The sequence below is a fragment of the Paenarthrobacter sp. 10L420 genome (genome assembly GCF_056395385.1).
Window position 1 is genome coordinate 49947 of the sequence record NZ_JBFTJK010000020.1, and the last position, 21284, is coordinate 71230.

At 61.4% G+C, this 21284-nt stretch carries 21 protein-coding genes; 12 read left to right on the top strand and 9 right to left on the bottom strand.

Features of this window, described 5'->3' with window-relative positions:
• Nucleotides 1-131 precede the first annotated feature (131 nt).
• Nucleotides 132-893, bottom strand: coding sequence for an SDR family NAD(P)-dependent oxidoreductase (locus tag AC1DD5_RS21695; RefSeq protein ID WP_477515519.1), 762 nt, complete (start codon nucleotides 891-893; stop codon nucleotides 132-134).
• Nucleotides 893-1801: a fumarylacetoacetate hydrolase family protein gene (locus AC1DD5_RS21700; RefSeq protein WP_477515520.1), complete on the bottom strand. Its 909-nt coding sequence runs from the start codon at nucleotides 1799-1801 to the stop codon at nucleotides 893-895. The genes AC1DD5_RS21695 and AC1DD5_RS21700 overlap by 1 nt, the downstream gene beginning before the upstream one ends.
• Nucleotides 1802-1943: 142 nt before the next feature.
• On the opposite strand from AC1DD5_RS21700, the gene AC1DD5_RS21705 reads away from it, so the two are divergent.
• The 8 genes from AC1DD5_RS21705 (at nucleotide 1944) to AC1DD5_RS21740 (ending at nucleotide 10401) form a co-directional block, all read left to right on the top strand.
• Nucleotides 1944-3242 carry an L-fuconate dehydratase gene (locus tag AC1DD5_RS21705; RefSeq protein WP_477515521.1) on the top strand — a complete coding sequence of 433 codons (1299 nt, stop codon included), beginning with the start codon at nucleotides 1944-1946 and terminating at the stop codon, nucleotides 3240-3242.
• Nucleotides 3243-3286: 44 nt separating this feature from the next.
• Nucleotides 3287-4819: a sugar ABC transporter ATP-binding protein gene (locus tag AC1DD5_RS21710; protein ID WP_477515522.1), complete on the top strand. Its 1533-nt coding sequence runs from the start codon at nucleotides 3287-3289 to the stop codon at nucleotides 4817-4819.
• Nucleotides 4816-5853, top strand: a complete 1038-nt coding sequence (locus AC1DD5_RS21715; protein ID WP_477515523.1) for an ABC transporter permease — start codon at nucleotides 4816-4818, stop codon at nucleotides 5851-5853. Before AC1DD5_RS21710 ends, AC1DD5_RS21715 begins: the two co-directional genes overlap by 4 nt.
• A 71-nt stretch (nucleotides 5854-5924) precedes the next feature.
• Nucleotides 5925-6926 carry a substrate-binding domain-containing protein gene (locus AC1DD5_RS21720; protein ID WP_477515524.1) on the top strand — a complete coding sequence of 334 codons (1002 nt, stop codon included), beginning with the start codon at nucleotides 5925-5927 and terminating at the stop codon, nucleotides 6924-6926.
• Nucleotides 6927-6977: 51 nt separating this feature from the next.
• On the top strand, nucleotides 6978-8270 hold the full coding sequence (locus tag AC1DD5_RS21725; protein ID WP_477515525.1) for an alpha-L-fucosidase: 1293 nt from the start codon (nucleotides 6978-6980) through the stop codon (nucleotides 8268-8270).
• A complete protein-coding gene (locus tag AC1DD5_RS21730; RefSeq protein ID WP_442006802.1) occupies nucleotides 8263-8577 on the top strand; it encodes an L-rhamnose mutarotase in 315 nt (104 codons plus the stop codon). Before AC1DD5_RS21725 ends, AC1DD5_RS21730 begins: the two co-directional genes overlap by 8 nt.
• Nucleotides 8562-9539: an aldo/keto reductase gene (locus AC1DD5_RS21735; protein ID WP_477522748.1), complete on the top strand. Its 978-nt coding sequence runs from the start codon at nucleotides 8562-8564 to the stop codon at nucleotides 9537-9539. Before AC1DD5_RS21730 ends, AC1DD5_RS21735 begins: the two co-directional genes overlap by 16 nt.
• Nucleotides 9532-10401 carry an amidohydrolase family protein gene (locus tag AC1DD5_RS21740; RefSeq protein ID WP_477522749.1) on the top strand — a complete coding sequence of 290 codons (870 nt, stop codon included), beginning with the start codon at nucleotides 9532-9534 and terminating at the stop codon, nucleotides 10399-10401. Before AC1DD5_RS21735 ends, AC1DD5_RS21740 begins: the two co-directional genes overlap by 8 nt.
• 13 nt (nucleotides 10402-10414) lie before the next feature.
• Here AC1DD5_RS21740 and AC1DD5_RS21745 read toward each other — a convergent pair whose 3' ends face one another.
• From AC1DD5_RS21745 to AC1DD5_RS21775, 7 genes are all read right to left on the bottom strand, one after another.
• Nucleotides 10415-11086 (bottom strand): FadR/GntR family transcriptional regulator, encoded by a 672-nt coding sequence (locus AC1DD5_RS21745; protein ID WP_431116972.1) that lies wholly within the window; start codon nucleotides 11084-11086, stop codon nucleotides 10415-10417.
• A 183-nt stretch (nucleotides 11087-11269) separates the two neighbouring features.
• A complete protein-coding gene (locus AC1DD5_RS21750; protein ID WP_442018620.1) occupies nucleotides 11270-12781 on the bottom strand; it encodes an amino acid permease in 1512 nt (503 codons plus the stop codon).
• Between the two features lie 140 nt (nucleotides 12782-12921).
• Complete coding sequence (locus AC1DD5_RS21755; protein ID WP_442006797.1) at nucleotides 12922-14337, bottom strand: aspartate ammonia-lyase; 1416 nt, start codon at nucleotides 14335-14337, stop codon at nucleotides 12922-12924.
• 13 nt (nucleotides 14338-14350) lie between these two features.
• Entirely contained in the window at nucleotides 14351-15376 is a 1026-nt protein-coding gene (locus AC1DD5_RS21760) for an asparaginase (RefSeq protein WP_442006796.1), read from the bottom strand.
• Nucleotides 15373-16098: a FadR/GntR family transcriptional regulator gene (locus tag AC1DD5_RS21765; RefSeq protein ID WP_442006795.1), complete on the bottom strand. Its 726-nt coding sequence runs from the start codon at nucleotides 16096-16098 to the stop codon at nucleotides 15373-15375. Before AC1DD5_RS21765 ends, AC1DD5_RS21760 begins: the two co-directional genes overlap by 4 nt.
• Before the next feature lie 85 nt (nucleotides 16099-16183).
• On the bottom strand, nucleotides 16184-17464 hold the full coding sequence (locus AC1DD5_RS21770) for a type II toxin-antitoxin system HipA family toxin (RefSeq protein WP_477518748.1): 1281 nt from the start codon (nucleotides 17462-17464) through the stop codon (nucleotides 16184-16186).
• Nucleotides 17458-17682 carry a helix-turn-helix domain-containing protein gene (locus AC1DD5_RS21775; RefSeq protein WP_477518749.1) on the bottom strand — a complete coding sequence of 75 codons (225 nt, stop codon included), beginning with the start codon at nucleotides 17680-17682 and terminating at the stop codon, nucleotides 17458-17460. The genes AC1DD5_RS21770 and AC1DD5_RS21775 overlap by 7 nt, the downstream gene beginning before the upstream one ends.
• Before the next feature lie 164 nt (nucleotides 17683-17846).
• Here AC1DD5_RS21775 and AC1DD5_RS21780 point away from each other — a divergent pair, with 164 nt between their 5' ends.
• The 4 genes from AC1DD5_RS21780 to AC1DD5_RS21795 all read left to right on the top strand — a co-directional run bounded on the left by AC1DD5_RS21780 (nucleotide 17847) and on the right by AC1DD5_RS21795 (nucleotide 21121).
• On the top strand, nucleotides 17847-18353 hold the full coding sequence (locus tag AC1DD5_RS21780; RefSeq protein ID WP_477518750.1) for a hypothetical protein: 507 nt from the start codon (nucleotides 17847-17849) through the stop codon (nucleotides 18351-18353).
• A 78-nt stretch (nucleotides 18354-18431) separates the two neighbouring features.
• Nucleotides 18432-19040, top strand: a complete 609-nt coding sequence (locus AC1DD5_RS21785) for a hypothetical protein (protein ID WP_477522750.1) — start codon at nucleotides 18432-18434, stop codon at nucleotides 19038-19040.
• A gap of 60 nt (nucleotides 19041-19100) precedes the next feature.
• Entirely contained in the window at nucleotides 19101-19562 is a 462-nt protein-coding gene (locus tag AC1DD5_RS21790; protein WP_477518752.1) for a DUF3817 domain-containing protein, read from the top strand.
• Nucleotides 19563-19972: 410 nt separating this feature from the next.
• Nucleotides 19973-21121 (top strand): Fic family protein, encoded by a 1149-nt coding sequence (locus tag AC1DD5_RS21795; RefSeq protein WP_477518753.1) that lies wholly within the window; start codon nucleotides 19973-19975, stop codon nucleotides 21119-21121.
• Nucleotides 21122-21284: the final 163 nt, after the last annotated feature.

Here is a 21284-nt window from a genome sequence, read left to right on the forward strand (position 1 = left end):
GCAGGGCGTTCAGTCAGCCTGGTGGGTTACGAAAGCTTCTGCGAGCAGTAGCCGAGTCATAGGCCAAGACGCAGCGAAAGCATCTTCCTACCCATCCGACGCTGGCAAACCAGCCCCAACCAAACCAGCCCCTACTGAACCGGCCTTAGCCGCAATCCCTGCATGCCGCCGTCGACGGCCAGGGAGGTTCCCGACGTCGAACCGGACAGGGGGCTCGCGAGGTAAGCCACCGCGCCCGCAACCTCAGCCGGGTCCACCATCCGCCCATGCGGTTGACGGGCATTGAGTGCGGCGCGCTCAGCTGCCGGGTCAGCGGCGGAATCCAGGAGGCGGCCCACCCAGGGCGTGTCCACAGTGCCTGGATTTACGCAATTCACGCGGATGCCCTCGCGAACGTGGTCGGCAGCCATGGCAAGCGTTAACGACAGCACTGCGCCCTTGGACGCCGAGTACAGCGCCCGCTGGGGAAGCCCGGCGGTCGCGGCGATTGAGCAGGTATTCACGATCGAAGCGGCCGGCGACTCGCGCAGGTACGGCAGGGCAGCCCGGCTGACCCGTGCAATTCCTACGACGTTGATGTTCAGGACCCGGAGCCACTCGTCGTCGTCGTTCGCGGCGATGTCACCTTGGGCGCCAATGCCGGCGTTATTGACCACGATGTCCAGGCGGCCAAACTGCTTGGCAACGGTTTCGACGGCGGTTCGCACCGAGGCGTCATCGGCCACGTTGCATTCCACGCCGAAGTGCGGGCTGGTTTCCGGTGTCAGATCCAGGACCGCAACTTGCGCGCCGCCGGCGGCGAGCCGGTCCGCGATGGCCGCACCAATTCCGGAGGCTCCGCCGGTCACGAGTGCTGCCAGGCCTTCGAATTCCTGGCCCACTGGGGATGCCATCAGGCGTTGACGTGGGCGGGGGCGGCGGAAACGGTCCCGGCCTTCGCGCGGTAGTATTCCTGCCGCTGGCATCCCAGGCCGTCGATCTCCAGTTCCACTACGTCGCCGGGCTGGATGTACGGGAAACGACCAGACAGGGCCACACCCTCGGGTGTGCCAGTGATGATGACGTCGCCAGGCTCCAGGACCATGTACTGGCTGAGGTGGTGAACGATCGTGGCGGGATCGAAAATCATGTCCGAGGTGTTCGAGTCTTGGCGGGCTTCGCCATTGACCGAGGTCCTCAGCCGGAGGTTGCTGGGATCCACCTCAGTTGCGGGAACCAGCCACGGGCCAAGAGGAGTGGAGGCGGGGAGTGACTTGCCCTTGGTCCATTGTCCCGCGGCTCCGGGGATCTGGTAGTCGCGCTCGGAGAGGTCGTTGGCCACTGCGTAGCCGGCGATGCATGCTTCGGCCTCGTCCAGGGAGGAAAGGTAGGACGCTTCCTTGCCGATCACTATTGCCAATTCCACTTCCCAGTCATACTTTTCCGACGACGGTGGGATGGGGGCAGCGTCGAAAGGACCGCTGATGGTGTTGGACGGCTTCAGGAAAACCACTGGTACCTCGGGCACCGCGGCACCGGATTCGGCGGCGTGTGCGGTGTAGTTCAGCCCGATGCAGATGACCGAGCCCGGACGGGCCACAGGCGCTCCGATGCGCACCCCGTCCGCGGAAATTTCAGGGAGTTCCGCGGATTCCAGGGCTGCGCGGGTGCGGGCGAAACCGTCCGAGGCGAGGAAAACGCCGTCGATGTCTTTGGTCAGCGGCGAGAGATCGAAGTACTTCTCTGTGCCGTCGGCGTCCTGGGCGATGACGGCCGGTTGTTCGTTTCCCGCCGTACCCAGCCTGGCGAATTTCAAGGTCATGGCTTCCTCCGTGCGTTTGGGACTAACATCCGAGCTCTAGTGTGCTGTTTCACTACATAATACGGAAATGTGACCCATTGACAAGGTAGACATCCGATGTTTAGCTCTACCTAGATCAACCGGCTGCCAAGCAAGGAGCGCAATGAGCGTCATCATCGCAGTGGACACTTTCGATATCCGCTTTCCCACCTCACAGGACCTCGACGGCTCCGACGCCATGAACCCGGACCCCGACTATTCGGCCGCATACCTGATCATTCGCACCGATGCCGGTGACGGTCACGAAGGCCACGGCTTTGTGTTCACGATCGGGCGCGGAAATGAGGTAGAGACGGCAGCCCTCGACGCTCTTCGGGACCACATCCTGGGCCGCAATGTGGAGGATCTCCTGGGAGACATGGGGGCCACCTGGAAATTGATGGTCCACGATTCCCAACTCCGCTGGCTTGGTCCGGAGAAGGGCGTCATGCACATGGCGATCGGCGCGGTGGTAAACGCTCTCTGGGATCTGAAGGCCAAGCGGGCGGGCCTGCCGCTTTGGGAACTGCTGGCAGACATGAGTCCGGAGGAACTCGTGGCATTGGTGGACTTCCGATACCTCACCGACGCCCTCACGCCGGATGAAGCACTGGCGATCTTCCGGGCTGCGGAGCCGGGCAGGGAAGTACGCAAAGTGGCTCTTCGCGCTGAAGGCTACCCCGCTTACACCACGACGCCGGGCTGGCTGGGTTACAGCGACGAGAAGCTGACGCGCCTGGCCAAGGAAGCCGTGGCCGATGGGTTTGCGCAGATCAAGCTCAAGGTGGGCGCCTCCTTGGAGGACGATATCCGGCGCGTGGGAATTGCCCGTGCGGCGGTGGGGCCGGACATCAGGATCGCGGTGGATGCCAACCAGCGCTGGGATGTCCAGGAAGCCATCGATTGGATGGCCCATCTGGCGCCTTATGACATCGCCTGGATCGAGGAACCCACCAGCCCCGATGACATCCTGGGGCACGCGGCCATCGCCCGCGGGGTTGACCCTGTCCCTGTGGCTACCGGGGAGCACGTTCAGAACCGGGTGATGTTCAAGCAAATGCTCCAGGCTGGCTCTCTCCAGGTCCTGCAGATTGATGCAGCCCGGGTAGCAGGAGTCAACGAGAACATCGCCATCCTCCTGCTGGCAGCCAAGTTCGGTGTGCCTGTTTGCCCTCATGCCGGCGGCGTAGGGCTGTGCGAGGCCGTTCAGCACCTGTCCATGTTCGACTTCGTTGCCGTTTCAGGCACAAAGGAAGGCAGGATGATCGAGTTCGTGGACCATCTGCACCAGCACTTCATCACACCCGTGGACGTCCGAAGCGGCGTCTACTGGCCGCCGTCGGCTCCTGGTGCGGGCAACGAAATGGTGCGTGAAACACTGGCCGAATACGCCTTCCCCGACGGCCCCGTCTGGGCCCGATAACGTACCGCGACAGCACACGTGCACGCTCACAAGGAAGTGATCGCATGACCCAGCAAGCGCCACCGCTGCTCTCCCTCCATGGAGTCAGCAAGAGTTTCCCCGGAGTCCGGGCCCTGAACAACATGGGGCTGGAGCTTCGCCACGGTGAAGTCCTTGCGCTCGTGGGAGAGAACGGTGCCGGAAAATCCACGCTGATGAAGCTTCTTTCCGGCATCTACACACCGGACAGCGGCACCTTCGAGCTGAACGGAACGGCCTTTGTGCCGGACAGTCCCAAGCACGCGCAGGAACTGGGCATCAGCATCATCCACCAGGAATTCAACCTGATGCCGGACCTCACTGTGGCCCAGAACATTTTCATCGGCCGCGAACCCCGGCGCTTCGGAGTGCTGAACGAGCGGGCCCTTAATCACCAGACGCAGGACCTGCTGGACAGGATCGGGCTGCAGCTGAATCCCCGCCAGAAAGTGGGGCAGCTGACGGTCGCCAAGCAGCAGATGGTGGAGATCGCGAAAGCACTCAGCCACGATTCCAAAGTGATCATCATGGACGAGCCAACGGCAGCCCTGAATGACGCCGAGGTGGCCGCCCTGCACCAGATCATCCGTGGGTTTATCTCGCCGGGCACAGGCGTCATTTACATCTCGCACCGCATGGACGAACTCAAGCAGATCTCACAGCGCATCACCGTGATTCGCGACGGCGAGTACGTAGACACAGTCAGCACGGCTGAGACCACCATGAAGGAAGTCATTTCCTTGATGGTGGGGCGCCAGATTTCGGGAGAACAGCGTCCGACGGCGGTCCCCGCCGAGGTGCCTAACGACGTCGTGCTTTCGGTTGAGGGGTTATCGACGCGAGCCCTGCTGCGGGATGTCGGCTTCGACCTCCGACGCGGCGAAATCCTTGGCTTCGCCGGACTCATGGGAGCAGGTCGGACGGAAGTGGCGCGTGCCCTGGTGGGCGCCGATCGTGCCACGTTCAACCGGCTACAGGTACGCGGCGCTGACGCTGCCATCGCCAACCCTGCTGCTGCCGCGAAACTGGGCATCGGCTACCTGTCCGAAGACCGCAAGCATCTTGGCCTCATGCTCGAGCGGGACGTGAAGGAGAACATCATGCTCTCTTCGCTGGCCGCGAATGCCCCTGGCGGGTTCATCAAGGATTCGGCGTTGCGCCGGACCGCTGAGGAATACAGCAGGAAGCTTCGGATCAAAACGCCATCCATCCACCAGCTGGCGCGCAATCTCTCAGGCGGCAACCAGCAGAAGATCGTGATCGCCAAGTGGCTGGTCAAAGACTGCGACATTCTCATCTTTGATGAACCCACACGCGGAATCGACGTTGGTGCCAAGGAGGAAATTTACAGGCTCCTTAACGAACTGGCCGCTGGTGGGAAATCGATCATCATGATCTCCTCGGAGCTTCCCGAGATCCTGCGTATGTCCCACAGGATCGCCGTCATGGCCGAAGGCCGGATCACAGGCTTCCTCAGCAACGCTGAAGCCACCCAGGAACAAATCATGGAGCTGGCCACCCACCGCGCCATCGCCACACCAGGAGCAATGACAGTATGAGCCTTGTAGAGACCCCCGCGTCCCGCAACCAGGGTACAAAGCCCGGACCCGCCGAACAGAAGCCCGTACGTGACCTGGCTACCCGGTTCCGTTCATCCCTTCAACAGCTCCTGGCCTTCGGTTCACTCATTGTCCTGGTGATCTTTTTCGGCGCAATGAACTCACGGTTCCTGGTGCCGAGCAATCTTTCGGACATCCTGCTCTCCACAGTGGTGATCGGTTTATTGGCCTTGGGCGCGACGTTCGTGATCATTACCGGCGGCATTGATCTCTCCGTGGGCACCGGGATGAGCCTGTGCTCGGTCATGACAGGAGTGGTCCTGACTTATCTCGGTCTGCCACTGTGGGCCGGCGTGATTGGCGGCATCCTGATGGGAGCCGTCATCGGTGCGGTCAATGGATTCCTGATCTCCTTCCTGAAGATTCCACCGTTCATTGCCACCCTGGCCACCATGCTCGTGGCACAGGGCATGGCACTGGTAGTTTCCGGAACCAAGCCCATCTATTTCACCAGCACTGAAGGCTTCGCCAACCTCGCCCTCGGCAAGCCCATCCCGGGCCTGGTGGTTCCTAACGCGGTATTCATCTTCTTCGCAGTGGCCGTACTGGCAGGGCTTGTCATGAGCAAGACGCTCTTGGGCCGCTACACCTTTTCCATCGGCTCCAACGAGGAAGCCACGGCACTTTCCGGCATCAACGTCCGGAACTGGAAGTTGTGGATATACACGGCTGCAGGAGCCTTCACAGGCCTGGCCGGCGTCATCATCGCAGCCCGCCTGAACTCAGCCCAGCCCGGGCAGGGGATGGGCTACGAGCTCCAGGCGATTGCCGCCGTCGTGATCGGTGGGACATCCCTGGCCGGAGGCAAAGGCTCCATCGTCGGAACAGTGATCGGCGCCCTCATCATGTCCGTCCTGACCAACGGCCTCCGCATCATCTCCGTGCCGCAGGAATGGCAGAACGTGGCAATCGGCGTCGTGATCCTCGTAGCGGTCTATCTGGACATGCTGCGCAGGAAGGAGACCGCTAAATAGCCTCTGCGCTTCCGCCCCAACCACCCGCATCCTCTCCAGAACGCATCCTCAGAAAAAGGGAGTCTTCAATCGTGAGCAAGTCCATCCACAACCGCCGTTCCTTCCTTACCCTCACCGGCCTCGCCCTCGGTGCCGTAGCTATCGCCGGCTGCGAGGCACCGGCCGGATCTGCCGGCGCCAGCGGAGCAGCAGCAGCAGGCGCCAAGCCGTACATCGCTGTCGTGTCCAAAGGTTTCCAACACCAGTTCTGGCAGGCCGTTAAGCAAGGCGCGGACAAGGCTGCCAAGGAATTCAATGTCGATATCACCTTTGAAGGCCCGAACACCGAGAAGGACGTGGACCAGCAGATCCAGATGCTCACCACCGCCCTGGGCAAGTCGCCTGCAGCTATCGGCTTCGCAGCGCTGGACTCGCAGGCCGCCACGCCCCTCCTGGAGCAGGCCAAGAGCAAGAACATCCCCGTCATTGCGTTCGACTCTGGCGTCGACTCCACCATCCCGGCCACCACGGCCTCCACCGACAACAAGGCTGCAGCAGCTGAGGCTGCCAAGCACCTTGCTGAACTGATTGGCGGGTCAGGCGAGATCGCCATCATCGGCCACGACCAGACGTCCAAGTCCGGCACCGACCGCCGCGACGGCTTCAAGGAATACATCGAGAAGAACAACCCCGGTGTCAAGATCGTCGCCATCCAGTACGCCGGTGGCGACCAGCTGCTCTCGGCAGACGCTGCCAAGGCAATCATCACCGCCAATCCGAACCTCAAAGGCATGTACGGAACCAACGAAGGCTCGGCAATCGGCGTCGTCAAGGCCGTGGAAGAACTCGGCCTCAAGGGCAAGCTGACGATCGTCGGATTCGACTCCGGCAAGGCGCAAATCGACGCCATCAAGTCCGGACTCATGGCCGGCGCCGTCACCCAGAACCCGGTCGGCATCGGCTACGAAACCGTCAAGGCAGCCGTTGCCGCCATCAAGGGTGAGAAGTTGCCGAGCAAGATCGACACGGGCTTCTACTGGTACGACGCAAAGAACATCGACTCCGAGACCATTAAGCCCAACCTCTACGAATAGAATCACGCCTCCAAAAGCACCACCAACTCCCGGCACACGGAAGGTATCCCGTTGATCCAGCACGCACCTTGGTTTGAAGAGTCCCGCTTTGGCATGTTTGTCCATTGGGGCCTCTACGCCCTGCCGGCCCGGCATGAATGGGTGATGAACCGGGAGGAAACCACTGTGGAGGAGTACTCCAAATACTTCCGGCGCTTTGACCCCGATCTCTACGATCCAAACGAGTGGGCACGGGCCGCGCGCAGAGCCGGCATGAAGTACGTGGTCCTCACCACCAAGCATCACGACGGTTTTTGCCTGTGGGACTCAGCCCTGACGGACTACAAAGCCACCAACACGCCAGCCGGCCGTGACCTGATCGCACCCTACGTTCAAGCGCTGCGGGCTGAAGGGCTCAAAGTCGGTTTCTACCATTCGCTGATCGACTGGCACCACCCCGACTTCACCATCGATGGCGTGCACCCGCAACGCAACGCCACCGACGTCGAAAGCCTCAACGCCGGTCGCGATATGGCACGCTACCGCGAGTACCTCCATGGCCAGGTCCGTGAGCTCCTCAGCAACTACGGCACCATCGACTACCTGTTCTTCGATTTCTCCTACGACGAAGACGCACACGCCGGCTTCTGGGGCGCCAAAGGCGCCAAGGACTGGGACTCCGAAACCCTGCTCGCCATGGTGCGGGAACTCCAGCCCGACATCGTGGTCAATGACCGCCTGGGGATCCCCGGAGACTTTGTCACTCCTGAGCAATACCAGCCAGCAGGTCCCATGATGGTGGATGACGCACCGGTCAGCTGGGAGGCTTGCCAAACGTTGAACGGGAGCTGGGGTTACGACCGTGACAACCTCAACTACAAATCCGTGGACCTGCTGATCCGAATGCTGGTGGATGGAGTCTCCAAGGGCGGAAACCTTCTGCTCAACGTAGGCCCAACAGGCCGCGGCAGCATCGACCCCAGGGCGCTCGCCTCCCTCGAAGGGATCGGCGACTGGATGCAACTGCACTCCCGCTCGATTTACGGTGCAGGAACATCCCAGTTCACAGCACCACCGGATACCCGCTACACCCAGCGCGGGAACCGGCTGTACGTGCACCTCTTCGCCTGGCCCTTTGAATACGTCCATCTCCCGGACCTGGCTGGCAAGGTGGAGTACGCCCAACTCCTCAACGATGCGTCCGAAGTCTTCCTGCAAGAAGGGGACCCCGGACAGCAAGCCATCAACATCACCCCCGGCGGCCAGCCGGCCGGGACGCTGACCATCAAGCTCCCCGTCCAGCGGCCCGACGTCGCTGTGCCCGTGCTCGAACTGTTCCTGAAGCCGGGGGACTTCAATGACTGAAAGCATCGCACTCCACACCCGCCTCAAACCCGGAACCGAGGAGGAATACGCCCACGCCCACGCAAACATCCCACCCGAACTGGTCGAAGCCCTTAAAGGAGCCGGCGTGCGGAATTGGCGGATCTGGCGCAGCGGGCTGGACCTTTTCCACGTGGTGGACGTCGAGGACTACCAAGCCATGCGCCATGCGCTCGCAGATCATCCGGCGAACGTGCCCTGGCAGGCCCGGATGGCCGAACTTCTTGAGGTTCAGGACGATTACTCCGGGAACGATTCGGGTATCCAGAAAGTATGGGAGCTGCCATGAACCCGGAACCACTTAACCTCGGCAGGCTCGGATTCGGTGCGGCCGGCATCGGGAATTTGTACAAGGCCATCCCTGATGGGGAAGCCATGGCCACCGTCCTGGCCGCTTGGGACGCAGGCTTTCGCTATTTTGATACCGCACCGCACTATGGCCTGGGCTTGTCGGAGCAGAGACTGGGTGCTGTCCTCCGGGACAAACCTCGGGAAGAATTCGTCATCTCCACCAAAGTGGGCCGCCTGCTGGAAGCCAACCCCGGCGGCGGTTCGGCAAAGGACGGTTCAGTAAAGGACGACGAAGGCTTCGACGTCCCCGCCACCACCAGGCGGGTGTGGGATTTCACCGAAGCCGGCATCCGCCGTAGCGTCGAGGATTCCCTGGAACGTCTGGGCTTGGACCATGTGGATATCGCGTACCTCCACGATCCCGATGTTCACGATCTCCAGGCCGGGATCTCCCAGGCCCTTCCAGCGCTGGAGAAACTGCGCGAAGAAGGGGTGGTCAAAGCCATCGGCGTCGGCACCAACTCCGCGGAGGCAGCCTTGGAGTGTGTCGAGGCCGCGGACCTGGACCTCGTCATGCTCGCAGGCCGCTACACACTGCTTGAGCAGCCCAGCGTCCCGCTACTTGACCGGTGTGTGGAGCGCCGCACCGGCGTCGTGAATGTTGGCGTCTATAACTCCGGGTTGTTGGCACGTCCCGAAGTCCCCGACGACGCGCATTACAACTACGACCGTGCCCCGCGTGAAGTGGTCGAGCGTGCGCGGGCGCTTGCCGCGGTCTGCCGGGATTTCGGCGTTGAACTTCCGACGGCGGCACTCCAGTTCCCGTTGCGGCATCCGGCCGTGGTGAATGTGACAGTCGGAGCCAGCAGACCTGAACAAGTCACGTCGAACGCCAGCCGTATGCAGGAATCCGTGCCGGAAGAATTGTGGAACGCGTTGGAGGCTCTGGGGCGTGATTGACGCGCATCTGCACCTGTGGAACCTGCATGCCTTTGTAACGGGCGGTGTCCGACCCTACTCGTGGCTGGGCCCGCAGCACGGCGCGCTGTTCCGCAGCTTCGGGGAGGATGAGGCCGGAGAGGTCCTGGCCGAAGCGGGGATCAGGGGAGCGGTGCTGGTCCAGGCCGACGATACGGTTGCCGATACCCAGAGCATGCTCGGTGTGGCCGCGCGCAATCCATGGGTGCTCGGCGTCGTGGGGTGGATCCAACTGGATTCGCCAACACAAGCTGCGGAACAGTTGGAGGCGTTCACCGCTCATTCCGTGTTCAGGGGAGTCCGGCACTTGGTGCACGATGACCCCCGCGACGACTTCCTTGACCTGCCCTCGGTACGGAAATCCCTGGCCATGGTTGCTGCACGCGGCCTGGCCTTCGATGTTCCCGATGCCTTCCCGCGTCACTTGGGAGCCACTGTCCGGCTTGCCCGCGGAGTTCCTGCGCTGACTGTGGTCCTGGATCATCTCGGGAAGCCACCCCTAGCGGACGCGACTGCGATGGACCTTTGGCGCTCTGATTTTCGAGAACTCGGACGCCTGCCCAACACGGTGGCTAAGTTGTCCGGCCTGCACCTGCCCGGAGTGGAGTATTCGGCCGATTCGTTGCGGCCACTGTTTGAGGAAGCGTTGGAAGCCTTCGGCCCCGACCGCCTGATGATCGGCAGCGACTGGCCGGTCAGCACGCTCGGTGCGCCGTACGGCAGGACCCTGGATGTGTTGTTGGAACTCATCTCTTCACTGAGCGTCCCGGAACAGGATGCCGTGCTCGAGGCGACAGCGATTCGTACCTACGGGCTGCCGGTTAACCCGATTCCACAGGACTAGAGCTTCCGAGGGATTAGAGCGCCTGCCGCAGCCAGTTCTCCACGCCGCTGATGTGGACCGTCACGAGGGCCCGGACCAGCTCGGCATCGCCGCGTTCCAAGGCGTCGGCGATCGCACGGTGCTCGGCAAGGGTGTGCGCAACGGCCTTTTCCTGTGTCAGGCCACGCCAGATCCGCGCACGAACGGTGCTGCTGGACAGGGCTTCCAACAGGCTGCCCAGGTAGTCGTTCCCTGCGGCTTCGGTAATGATGCTGTGGAATTCGAGGTCGTGGGCTACCAGTTCCTCGACGTCGGTGTTTTCGTCGATGCCATCCATGGTGGCCCGGAGTGCCATGAGCTCGGCCGGACCGATCTTGCCGGCAGCGAGGTGGGCCGTGGCCGGTTCCAGGATTCGTCGGACCTCAAAGAGTTCCAGGATGGAGCGGTCCTGATGCAGGTCAACCACAAAAGCCACGGCTTCGTTGAGCAGCTTGGCATCGAGGCTGGTGACGTAGGTTCCGTCGCCGCGGCGGACATCGAGCACGCGGATCAACTCCAGCGCCTTCACCGCCTCGCGCAGTGAACTGCGTGACAGGCCGAGCCGCTCGCTCAGTTCCTTCTCCGGTGGAAGCCGATCCCCGGCTTTGAGTTCCCCGCGGATCAGCATGTCCTTGATCTTGCCAATCGCCTCATCTGTGACAGCCATGGGTCCATAGTAGTCGCGAATCATCGGATGTTTGGCTTAGGCGCGTTCTCCCGCATCTAGCCGTGGTTGTTCCCAGCCCTGGGAACAACCACGGCTACTTGGGCCCGTTAACCAACGACGGCGGCACTCAGGTTTCGATGTTACGGAACCCGGGTGCCGCCGTCGGGCGCTGTTTGGGGCTTGTTAGGAGTCGCCGCCGCGCATGGGGCGGTTGGCAACCACCGGGGCGCTGCCGGTGTAGCCGTCGCGGGTCGCAGCAAGCTCGTGGATCTGCTTGCGGCACAGGTACCAGCCGACCACCATCAGTGCGCAGGCGATACCCGTGACAAGCATGGTGAGCGGGGAGTCGATGAAGACCATCACCAGCACGCCCACCAGGAACAGGAGCGAGAGGTAACCGGTATACGGCGCACCAAACATCCGGAAGGACGGGCGCTTGAGCCAGCCCTTGTCTGCCCAGCGTTTGAGTTGCATCTGGCACAGGACGATGGTGGCCCACGTGACGATGATGCCCACGGAAGCAACGTTCAGGACGATTTCGAAAGCCTGTGATGGGACGAGGTAGTTCAGCGGAACGCCGAGGAGCGAGACGCCTGCCGTGATGGCAATGCCACCGTAGGGGACACCGGCCTTGTTCATTCGCTGGGCAAACTTCGGGGCGGAGCCGGCAACGGACATCGAGCGCAGGATACGGCCGGTGGAGTACAGGCCGGCGTTCAGCGAGGACAGCGCGGCGGTGAGGACCACGAGGTTCATGATCACGTCCACGCCCTGGATGCCGATGGAACCGAAGAACGTCACGAACGGGCTGACGCCCTTCTCGTAGGAGGTGTACGGGAGCAGCAGCGCGAGCAGGATGACCGAGCCAACGTAGAACACTGCGATTCGGAAGACCACGGAGTTGATGGCCTTGGGCATGATCTTCTCGGGGTTCGGAGTTTCACCGGCGGCGGTGCCGATGAGCTCGATCGATGCGTAGGCGAACAGCACACCCTGCATGAGGATGATCATGGGAAGGATGCCATTGGGGAAGATGCCGCCATTGTCAGAGAGGAGGCTGAAGCCAACTTCCTGGCCCTCCACCGGGGTGCCGAAGATGACAAAGTAGGTGCCCACCACCAGGAACGCCACCAGTGCGGCCACCTTGATGATGGCGAACCAGAATTCAAGCTCGCCGAAGACCTTGACCGATACGAGGTTCAGGCCCAGGACTACGACCAGTGCGATCAGCGCCCAGGCCCACTGTGGAACCACGCCGATCCACGGGACGTATTTGCCGAAGAAGTTCATGTACAGCGCCGCTGCTGTGATGTCCACGATGGTGGTGGTGGCCCAGTTGATCCAGTAGAACCAGCCGGAAACGAACGCGGCCTTCTCACCGAAGAACTCACGGGCGTAAGAAACGAAGGATCCCGACGACGGGCGGTGGAGAACGAGTTCACCGAGCGCGCGGAGGATCAGGAACGCGAAGAAGCCACATACGGCATAGGCGATGACGAGCGAAGGGCCGGCAGCGTTGAGGCGGCCACCTGCGCCGAGGAACAGACCGGTGCCGATTGCACCGCCGATCGCGATCATCTGGATCTGGCGGGGCTTCAGATCCTTGTGGTAGCCCTTGTCCTCCGTGTGGAGGGCTTTCTCGCTGGCATGCGCTTGGGCCGGGACCGTGTGGTCCGTAATGGGTGGGTTGGTCATTGGAATCCTTAGGGGTGTCCTGTTGGGGGTGTCCTGGACGCGTCTGGTCGGGGGCCGGAGCGCAGGACAGGGCCTCGGGGGTGTGCCTTATCGGGCGGGACGGCTCTTTTGAGCCGCTGGGCTTACTGGCCGGTTTCGGCTTACTTGCTCAGGTTTGCCAGACGTTCCGGGCTGAGCAGTTCCTCAAGCTGGGCAGCGGTCAACAGACCGTGCTCCAGGACGAGTTCTGCAACACCCTTGCCGGTGGCCAGCGCTTCTTGGGCGATGGCCGTGGCGGAGGCATAACCGATGTGGGGGTTCAATGCCGTGACGAGACCGATCGACTGCTCCACGGTAAGCCGTAGCCGTTCGGTGTTTGCGGTGATGCCCCGGACGCAGCGTGCCGTAAGGGTGCGGCACGCTGCTTCCAGATGGGAGATGCTCTTGTGCAGGCTGTGCACAATGATCGGTTCGAAGGCGTTCAGCTGAAGCTGGCCCGCCTCCGCGGCCATGGTGACTGTGACATCGTTGCCGATGACTTCGTACGCCACTTGGCTGACCACTTCCGGGATCACCGGATTGATCTTGCCGGGCATGATCGACGAGCCGGACTGTACGGCCGGCAGGTTGATCTCGCCCAAACCCGCACGCGGTCCAGAGGACAGCAGGCGGAGGTCGTTACAAATCTTGGAGAGCTTCACTGCCACGCGCTTAAGGACGCCGGACAGGTGAACAAAGGCGCCAACATCCTGTGTGGCCTCAATGAGGTCCGCCGAGGTAAGGAGCGGAAGGCCAGTGATTTCAGCGAGATGACGGCACGCAGCGTCTGCGTAACCGACTGGCGCATTCAGGCCCGTGCCAATTGCAGTGGCGCCAAGGTTGATCTCGTGGATCAGCATGTGGGATTCGTCCAGGCGCGCCCGGTCCTCGGCAATGGTCACGGCGTATCCGCCGAATTCCTGGCCCAGGGTCATGGGAACGGCGTCCTGAAGTTGGGTGCGCCCCATCTTCACTACCGTACGGAATTCTCGGCCCTTCTCGGCAAACGCCAACTCCAGTTCTTCCAGGGCGAGGAGAAGTTCCTTCACCGAGAAGATCGTGGCCAGGTTTACCGCCGTCGGGTAGACGTCGTTGGTGGACTGGCTCAGGTTTACATGGTCGTTCGGGTGCAGCTTGGAGTAATCGCCCTTGGGGTGGCCAAGGATTTCCAGCGCGCGGTTGGCGATGACCTCGTTGGCGTTCATGTTGGAACTGGTTCCCGCGCCGCCCTGGATCACGTCCACCATGAACTGCTCCTGGAGCATGCCATCCATGACGTCCTGGCAGGCCTGCTCGATGGCTCCGGCACGTTCAGCATCCAGGAGGCCGAGCTCGTGGTTGGTGCGTGCTGCCGCCATTTTTACCGCGGCGAGGCCGCGGACCAAGTGACGGTTGGTGGACAGGGGCTGTCCGGTGATGGGGAAGTTCTCGATAGCCCGCAGGGTGTGGACGCCCCAGTAGGCGTTCCCGGGAATGTCGCGGTCCCCCAGGAGGTCGTGTTCGGAACGGATGGGGATCGCCTGATCGACGGTGGTCATAGCTGTCCTTGGTTTAGTTCTTGCTGAAAAATTGCGCTGCGCGGAGCTCGCCGACCGGATGGCCGCCGCCCAGCACCGGTGGGCTTTGAAGCGTGTCCAGGCTGCCGCCGTCGACGCCCAACTGGCGGAGAACCTCAACGGTGACGGGCATGCGTGCGCGGTCACCGCCGTCGGAAATCTTCACGGCCGCGCCACGGCCGTCCGGCAAGCCCACCAGCTGGAGGCCTTCAAAACCGTCCTTGGCCAGCAGCCCCGGGACGGCGCGCATCAGCGCGGTGACGTCGCGGCCTTCGCCTGCGACCATCTCGGGGAAGCGGCGCATGGCGTGGGCAACCTTGCCCTCGTCGGTGCTTTGGTCAGCGGCGGCGATGCGGCCGTAAGCGCGGGCCATGCCGTGAAGTGTGTGCGCAAAAAGCGGAGTGCCACAGCCATCCGTGCTCACTGCGGCTGCATCCTCGCCAGTGAGTTCGGTGATGGTGTCACGAACCAGGACCTGAAGCGGGTGTTCCGGGTTCAGGTAGCCCTCCACGGGCCAACCGTTGATGACGCACACAGCGGTCATGGAGGCGTGCTTGCCGGAGCAGTTCTGCGCAAGTTGGGTGGGGCCGTTGCCGGCGCGGAGCCACTCTTCGCGCTCAACGACGCCGTACGGCAGGTCAGTGCTGTTGCCCAGCGCCGCTTCGGTCAGGCCGTGAAGCGCCAGGATTTCGGCGGCGCCGTCGCGATGCGCTTTGCTGCCCGAGTGGCTGGCCGCCGTCAGGGCGAGGAGGTTCTGGGGGATGTCCAAGCCTGCACGGAGGAGGGCTACGGCCTGCAGCGGCTTAAGGGAGGAACGCGGATACATCGGCGCGTCCGGCTCGCCGGCTTCGATGGCACTGCTGCCATCGGCGTTCAGGGCGATCAGCGATCCATAGTGGATGCTCTCCACCAAGCCGTCGCGGGTCTGTTCGACGAGCGGGACGTGGTTGGGTGTTCTCTGTGCTGTTTGGGCCGCTGCTGCCGCGGTCACTTGGGGCATGGTGTCCTTTGGGTGGTTCATTTGCTGAGGATCGTGTCCAGTGCGACGCTGACGGCCTGAAGGTGATCGGCCATCGCTTTGCTCGCTGCTTCGGCGTCGCCTGCTTCGATTGCGTTCAGCACGGCAACATGTTCCTCGTCCGAGCGGTGTTGCCGGTCGGCGACGAGGTTGAGGGTTTCAGACTGGTGGGCCAAGGCCTCGCGGATATCGGAGACGACGCTGGCGAACACCCGGTTGCCACTGGCCCGGGCGACGGCGGAATGGAAGCTGGCGTCCAGGTTTACCCAAGATTCGGGGTCGTTCTCATGGAGCATTTCCTGGACGATGTCCTTCAGATGCTCAAGTTCTTCTTCGGTGCGGCGCTGGGCTGCCAGGCCGGCTGCGGGAATCTCAATGTGCGGACGTGCCTCGTTCAGATCACGTGCACTGTACTGGCCCAAGGTAAGGTCATTGGCGACCTTGTTGGCCACAATGAACGTGCCCTTGCCGGTCTTGGTCACGGTCAAACCCAGTGTGTTGCACGAGCGCAGGGCTTCGCGGATGACCGAGCGGCTTACGCCGTACTGGGCTGCCAGCGTTGCTTCAGAGCTCAGCTTGGTGCCGATATCGAACTGTCCGCCCTCGATAGCCCTTCTGAGCGCCGCGAAGACAGCCTCAGCCGCGGAAATGCGCGAGATCGGGGTGGGCCCAGCGGGCTTGCCCGGTGCGGGCTGTCCGGCTGTCCGGCTGTCTGACAGGTTCACGTTATCGAATATGGCACGGGTCACAAGGCTGTGTCAACGCTGAAAGGCTTGTTTCAGGCTTTGGGGGTCTTGGCGATCGGCTGGCTCACTGGACCAATGGCAGCTTGCGTACGTTGGCCACTGTATCGTCGGCGACTTTCGGCAGCCGCCCCATGTGGTTTTGCAGTTCGTCTTTGGCGGCATCAAACGCTTCCACCAGCTGCCCACAGTAGTTTCCAACAATCTCTTCCGCTACGTCGGGCGTGACGCCGAACTGCCTACCCGTGGAGACCAGCATTTGCCTGCTGATTTTCTGTAGACGGTATTCGCCCTTCACGCTCATGGCGAGATCGATGCTTGACTCTCCATCCCAGTAGGGAGCATATGTAGCGAGGTCATAAAGCGGTGCTATTTGCACTTCACTGCCCCGGAGCAGGATCGAGTAGTTCTTGGCGTGAGCATCCGTGCAACCGGCCACAGTGTTGAACACGAAGGCCCGGTAAAGTGCTTCTCCAGCTTTGCGGCGGTCTCTTTCGAGGGGAAACGACCGCGCAAGTGAAGCCATGTCGCCGGCCCCAGGACCCCCGTCGCGATGCTGGTACTTCTTTGCCGGCGAAACGCTCAGAGACTGGCAGAGGTCCTCTTGGTGAATGCGGCGCCAGACGCTATCGGTCAGTTGACGGTCATAGCGCCGTGTCACGAATACGTCCCAAGAACCGATGCGTGCAAGTTCGGAGCTCGCCACCTCAAGGCCGAGCAAGGCTGCCGCCCTCATGGTCAGCTGCTCGACGACGTCGAGCCTGCTGAAGTTCCCTGCTGTCGGCTTCAAGATGTGAGTTGTTGGTGTCGCATCTGCCGGGACTCCCCACGTCCCATCGGGGAGTTGATGAAGGGCGATTTTCGGTTGTGCTCCTGCAAGACTGAAACGTCCTGCTGCATCGTCGTATGGCGTGCCATCCTCATATTCAGCCACGACATGATCCAGCATGGTGGCAACATCGGATTCCGAGACCGGGGTGACCGAGTTCCTGGCGAGCCCGCCGTCCGGGGATTCTGTTCCCGGACGCATGAATTGGAGTGCGCCAGCGACATCTGCACCGATGTACTCAAGGATGGCGAAAGGGTTTGATGGGGAGACCCCAAACCTCCTCGCTATGGTCCGCAAGGCTCCGTCGCTGTCCGGGAGCAAGCCTTGCAGGAAGGGCAGGACTGCGCGCTTCTTGTGTGAAGCGGCGGCCAGTGGCATGGAAAGCGATAATGGTGTCGCGTCGGGGATTGCCTGATATTCCGGTTTATAGCGGAATGTCAGATTTCCTGACGGCGACTGCTCGACCCGGCCGCAGGGTGTCCCATCCATGAACACGTCGAGTGCACGGGTATTTACCATCGGACGTGGCCAGTCTCGCTGTTGCGTATGGCAAGCTCGAACCCCAAAGCTTGGAAGACGTCCATAAATTTTGAGGTCTCCACTGTTGCCTTGCCGGATTCAAGATCTATCACGAAGGTTCGCGAAACGTTCGCCCGGCTGGCCAGCTCCGCCTGAGACCAGCCGCGCTCCTCACGAAGCTCACGTACCAAGGGCCCAGCCTCCCTGACTGTGCGCATTCTGCAACTCCTGTCGTCGTACGGCAACATTGGAGAATGTCGCCGTACGACGACTTTAGCATTTGTTGCCGTACGGCGACAGTACCCCCCCTGCGCGCCACCCACGGACCCGGAAGGGGAGCTCGCAGGGCACCGCAACGGTGCGGCCGTTGACACAATGGATCATGCTCTTCACCAAAAAGTCTCTCACCGCCGAAGGTTTCACGGGCTTTCGAGCCTTGGACGAACTCGACGTCATGCGCGTCCCCCAGGGTCCCGGGGTCTTTGCCCTGCTTTGCCCCGCTGATTTCGAGCCCGTCTTCCTCAACCAGAGCACCGCGGGCACCTTCAAGAAAAAGGACCCGTCCCTCAAACGGGAAGCTCTGGAGGCGGAGTGGGTTTCCGACGCTTCCCTGTTGTACCTGGGCAAAGCCAGTGCCGGAAGCCAGGGAAATCGGGGGCTGCGGAAGCAGATCCAGGAGTTCATGGATTACGGTCGCGGGCGACCCACCGTCGTCTGGGACGCCCGGCTCATCTGGCAGCTCCGGGATGCTCTGGACCTGATCATCGCGTGGAAGGAACTCCCTCCTTCCGAGGTGAATGCAGCCGAGGCTGCCTACCATGCTGATTTCGTTGCCACCTATGGCCGCCTACCGTTTGCAAATCTGGTTCAAGCCCGCTCCAAGAAATAGGGCGTTAGGCACGACGGCGGCAGCGGGCTTCTGTTGGGGGCCTGCCATGGGAGCCGCGAGCGGCGCATAATGTCATGCATGACGGCCAGTAACCCCGCTGGAAGCAAACCGCATGGATCCCGCATCACCGTCGAGGTGCCTGTCCTCCGCATCGGCGCCGGGCAAACCGACTACGAGGGACTCAACCGCTACGTCGACTTCCTCCGGAAGCCGCAAGGACTCCACATGACGCTGCTGCACGTGGGTATCCTCGATGATCTGGTCCAGGACATTGAAGCCTGGACCAAAGGAATGTTCCGGTCAGAGAATGTACTTCCCGAGCTTGTGGGTTGGTTGACAGAGTTGCCTGTATTGCAGGGTTTTCTGGGGAAATCGGACAAACTGATCCCTCTGGGCGGTGGCCGTCTTATGGGACTGGAAGTGGACGTTCCTCAAGAGGTTCACGACTATCAGGCTCTTCTCGTTCAGGGGCTCCATGTGCTCTTGGATGACCTAGGCCTGGATAACATCGACGACTTCATCCTGAGCTCACCCGCCCTTGGCTACAGGTCACCCCGCTGGTTGCCCCATATCGCCGTCGGCAAGGCCCGGACCCGCCATGAGCCGCCCATGGAGATTGCTCCAGTGCCCGTTGAATTCGGGGATTCGCAGATCCGGCACCGGGACTCGCTTCCTCTCCCGGGGTGAACGTGTTTGTCCTGTCACGGTAAATTGGACGGGACTCCCGTTTCCCAGCCAAGGACTTCCATGCAGCCCCGCACCCTGTTTCGTACCGTTGCTTTTGCCGAAGCTGTGACGTGGACGCTGCTGATGATTGGGCTGTTCCTTAAGTACGTCACCCACACCACGGAGGTAGGCGTCAGCATAGCCGGAGGCATTCATGGCTTTGTCTTCCTTTGCTATGCAGCAACAGCCGCTTTCACTTGGATCAACCAGAAATGGCCGGCCCGAACGGGTCTGCTTGCCATCGTCTCTGCCGTGATCCCGTACGTCACTATTCCCGTGGAAAAGTCGCTCGACCGTCGGGGTCTCCTTGCCGGCGGTTGGCGCTTTGCCCCTGGGGGAGAGGAACCTCAAGGCGGGCTGGAGAAAGGGCAGGCTTGGATCCTGGGAAACCCGATCCTGGCCATTGCGATTGTCTTGGTGGGCGTGGCTGGCGTGTTCAGCTTCCTCCTGTTCATGGGCCCGCCGGATACCTGGTTCTCCTGATCCAGCTTCGCTCTGTGGCTTCCTGACCTTCTTTGCACCCGCTCTTCGGCGACCAAGCTTTACAAGCGATGGGAAGCATATTGGACATGCTTCCCATCGCTGCTTTTGAAAGCGTTTAGGATTCTCGGCCGTGGAAGCACATTGGTCCGCCGATCGGAATCCAGTCCTGCCGCTCAGGGTTCGTGATGGATTTGAGCGCTCGCTTCCAAACGATCGCCCTTCCTTCCTCCCCACCAGAGACCGTTGCTGGACAGGACAGTGAAAGGCAGCCCTTTCGAAGCAGGAACTTAATTCCAGATCAGTGCAACATTAAATCTTTCAGCGCGAACCAGCGGCAAAACCCCCGCAGTACAGGGCTAGGATTGGGTACGGAATTAATTGTTACAAACCGTTATCGAAAGTTCTGAGTCGTGAAGCCGATCGAGTTTCCAGAGTTTCCGTTCAACTCTCCCCTGGCTAAGTCCATCATTCAGCTTGAGCGAGTACGAGCCGATCTGGGCGAAGGAACCACACCGCCGGAGCTTTACTCTCAGCTCCGGAAGTTGTTCCAGTTACTCTCGAGCATCATGAGTGCCCGGATCGAAGGGAACAGGACTTCAATTGTTGATGCCGTCTCAGGGGTCCAACGGGCTGGTCGCGAAAACATCAAGCAAGTCGATGATGTTCAGGAGATCGTGCAGCTGCAGGAGGCAACCACTTTCGTCGATTCAGTCGTGGAGCGCGGGACCAATCTGACCCATGGCTTTGTGAGGGAACTGCACAGAATCTCAGTCGAAGGATTGGAGCGCGAGGGAGACAGGACGCCGGGAATGTACCGTGTGTCGGATGTGACCATTAGTGGCTCGGCTCATCGTCCTCCTTCCCCGGGAGATGTCCACAGTGACATGACCGCCCTTCTCGACTTCATTAACGCCGACGTGGACCAGAACTATGAGTTGTTGAAGATTGCTTTGGCCCATCATCGCTTCGTTTGGATACATCCCTTCGGAAACGGAAATGGTCGTGTAGGCAGGCTTTTGACCTATGCCGCGATGCGTAGGCAAGGCTTTTCGGAAAGCGCGGGTTACCGGACCCTGAACCCGACAGCCGTGTTCGGAGAGAACCGGGAACTCTACTACGAGCGGCTGGAGGACGCTGATTCCCTTCTGCCCGATTCATTGATTCGATGGGCTACATACGTTCTCGAGGGCCTGCTGAACGACCTCACCAGACTGTCAAAGCTGGGGAACAAAGAGTATGTAACGAACTCTCTATTGATTCCGGCCATCCAGCGCGGGCTGGAAGTGGCGCGTTTTACTAAGGCGGAAACAGATGCTCTCATCATCATTGCCCAGAAGACTGAGGTGAAGGCGGCGGACCTCCAACCCGCGTTCCCTGGTTCTGCGGCATCCCGGAGCCAAGGAATCCGGAGACTCTTGGAGCGAGGAGTCATCGAACCGATTGGTGACGGAAGGCGAAGCTACCGGCTTCGCCTAGCGCCCAGTGAATTGACACCGCTCTTGGTGAGGGAACTGGACAGAAGGGACTTCCTACCTGCCATTCTGCAGGAGTCACTCTAAAGTCCTGGAGCGTCGGGGCAGCCCCAGGATTTGGGGTTTTCCTGGCAGGTGTCGGCGACGAGTGCTTTTTCTGTTTTCCAGACCTGGATGGTTTTGGGTGGTGTGGTGAGGTCCAGGGTTCCGTTGATGGGCAGTGGGGGTCCGTTGTTCACGGAGTAGGTTC

Coding starts and splice junctions, on each gene's coding strand:
- AC1DD5_RS21745 (WP_431116972.1), bottom strand. CDS start 11,086: ATGGCTGTCACAGATGAGGCGATTGGCAAGATCAAGGACATGCTGATC.
- AC1DD5_RS21730 (WP_442006802.1), top strand. CDS start 8,263: ATGACTGAAAGCATCGCACTCCACACCCGCCTCAAACCCGGAACCGAG.
- AC1DD5_RS21755 (WP_442006797.1), bottom strand. CDS start 14,337: ATGACCACCGTCGATCAGGCGATCCCCATCCGTTCCGAACACGACCTC.
- AC1DD5_RS21750 (WP_442018620.1), bottom strand. CDS start 12,781: ATGACCAACCCACCCATTACGGACCACACGGTCCCGGCCCAAGCGCAT.
- AC1DD5_RS21735 (WP_477522748.1), top strand. CDS start 8,562: ATGGGAGCTGCCATGAACCCGGAACCACTTAACCTCGGCAGGCTCGGA.
- AC1DD5_RS21705 (WP_477515521.1), top strand. CDS start 1,944: ATGAGCGTCATCATCGCAGTGGACACTTTCGATATCCGCTTTCCCACC.
- AC1DD5_RS21700 (WP_477515520.1), bottom strand. CDS start 1,801: ATGACCTTGAAATTCGCCAGGCTGGGTACGGCGGGAAACGAACAACCG.
- AC1DD5_RS21695 (WP_477515519.1), bottom strand. CDS start 893: ATGGCATCCCCAGTGGGCCAGGAATTCGAAGGCCTGGCAGCACTCGTG.
- AC1DD5_RS21710 (WP_477515522.1), top strand. CDS start 3,287: ATGACCCAGCAAGCGCCACCGCTGCTCTCCCTCCATGGAGTCAGCAAG.
- AC1DD5_RS21780 (WP_477518750.1), top strand. CDS start 17,847: ATGCTCTTCACCAAAAAGTCTCTCACCGCCGAAGGTTTCACGGGCTTT.
- AC1DD5_RS21790 (WP_477518752.1), top strand. CDS start 19,101: ATGCAGCCCCGCACCCTGTTTCGTACCGTTGCTTTTGCCGAAGCTGTG.
- AC1DD5_RS21775 (WP_477518749.1), bottom strand. CDS start 17,682: ATGCGCACAGTCAGGGAGGCTGGGCCCTTGGTACGTGAGCTTCGTGAG.
- AC1DD5_RS21715 (WP_477515523.1), top strand. CDS start 4,816: ATGAGCCTTGTAGAGACCCCCGCGTCCCGCAACCAGGGTACAAAGCCC.
- AC1DD5_RS21770 (WP_477518748.1), bottom strand. CDS start 17,464: ATGGTAAATACCCGTGCACTCGACGTGTTCATGGATGGGACACCCTGC.
- AC1DD5_RS21760 (WP_442006796.1), bottom strand. CDS start 15,376: ATGAACCACCCAAAGGACACCATGCCCCAAGTGACCGCGGCAGCAGCG.
- AC1DD5_RS21785 (WP_477522750.1), top strand. CDS start 18,432: ATGACGGCCAGTAACCCCGCTGGAAGCAAACCGCATGGATCCCGCATC.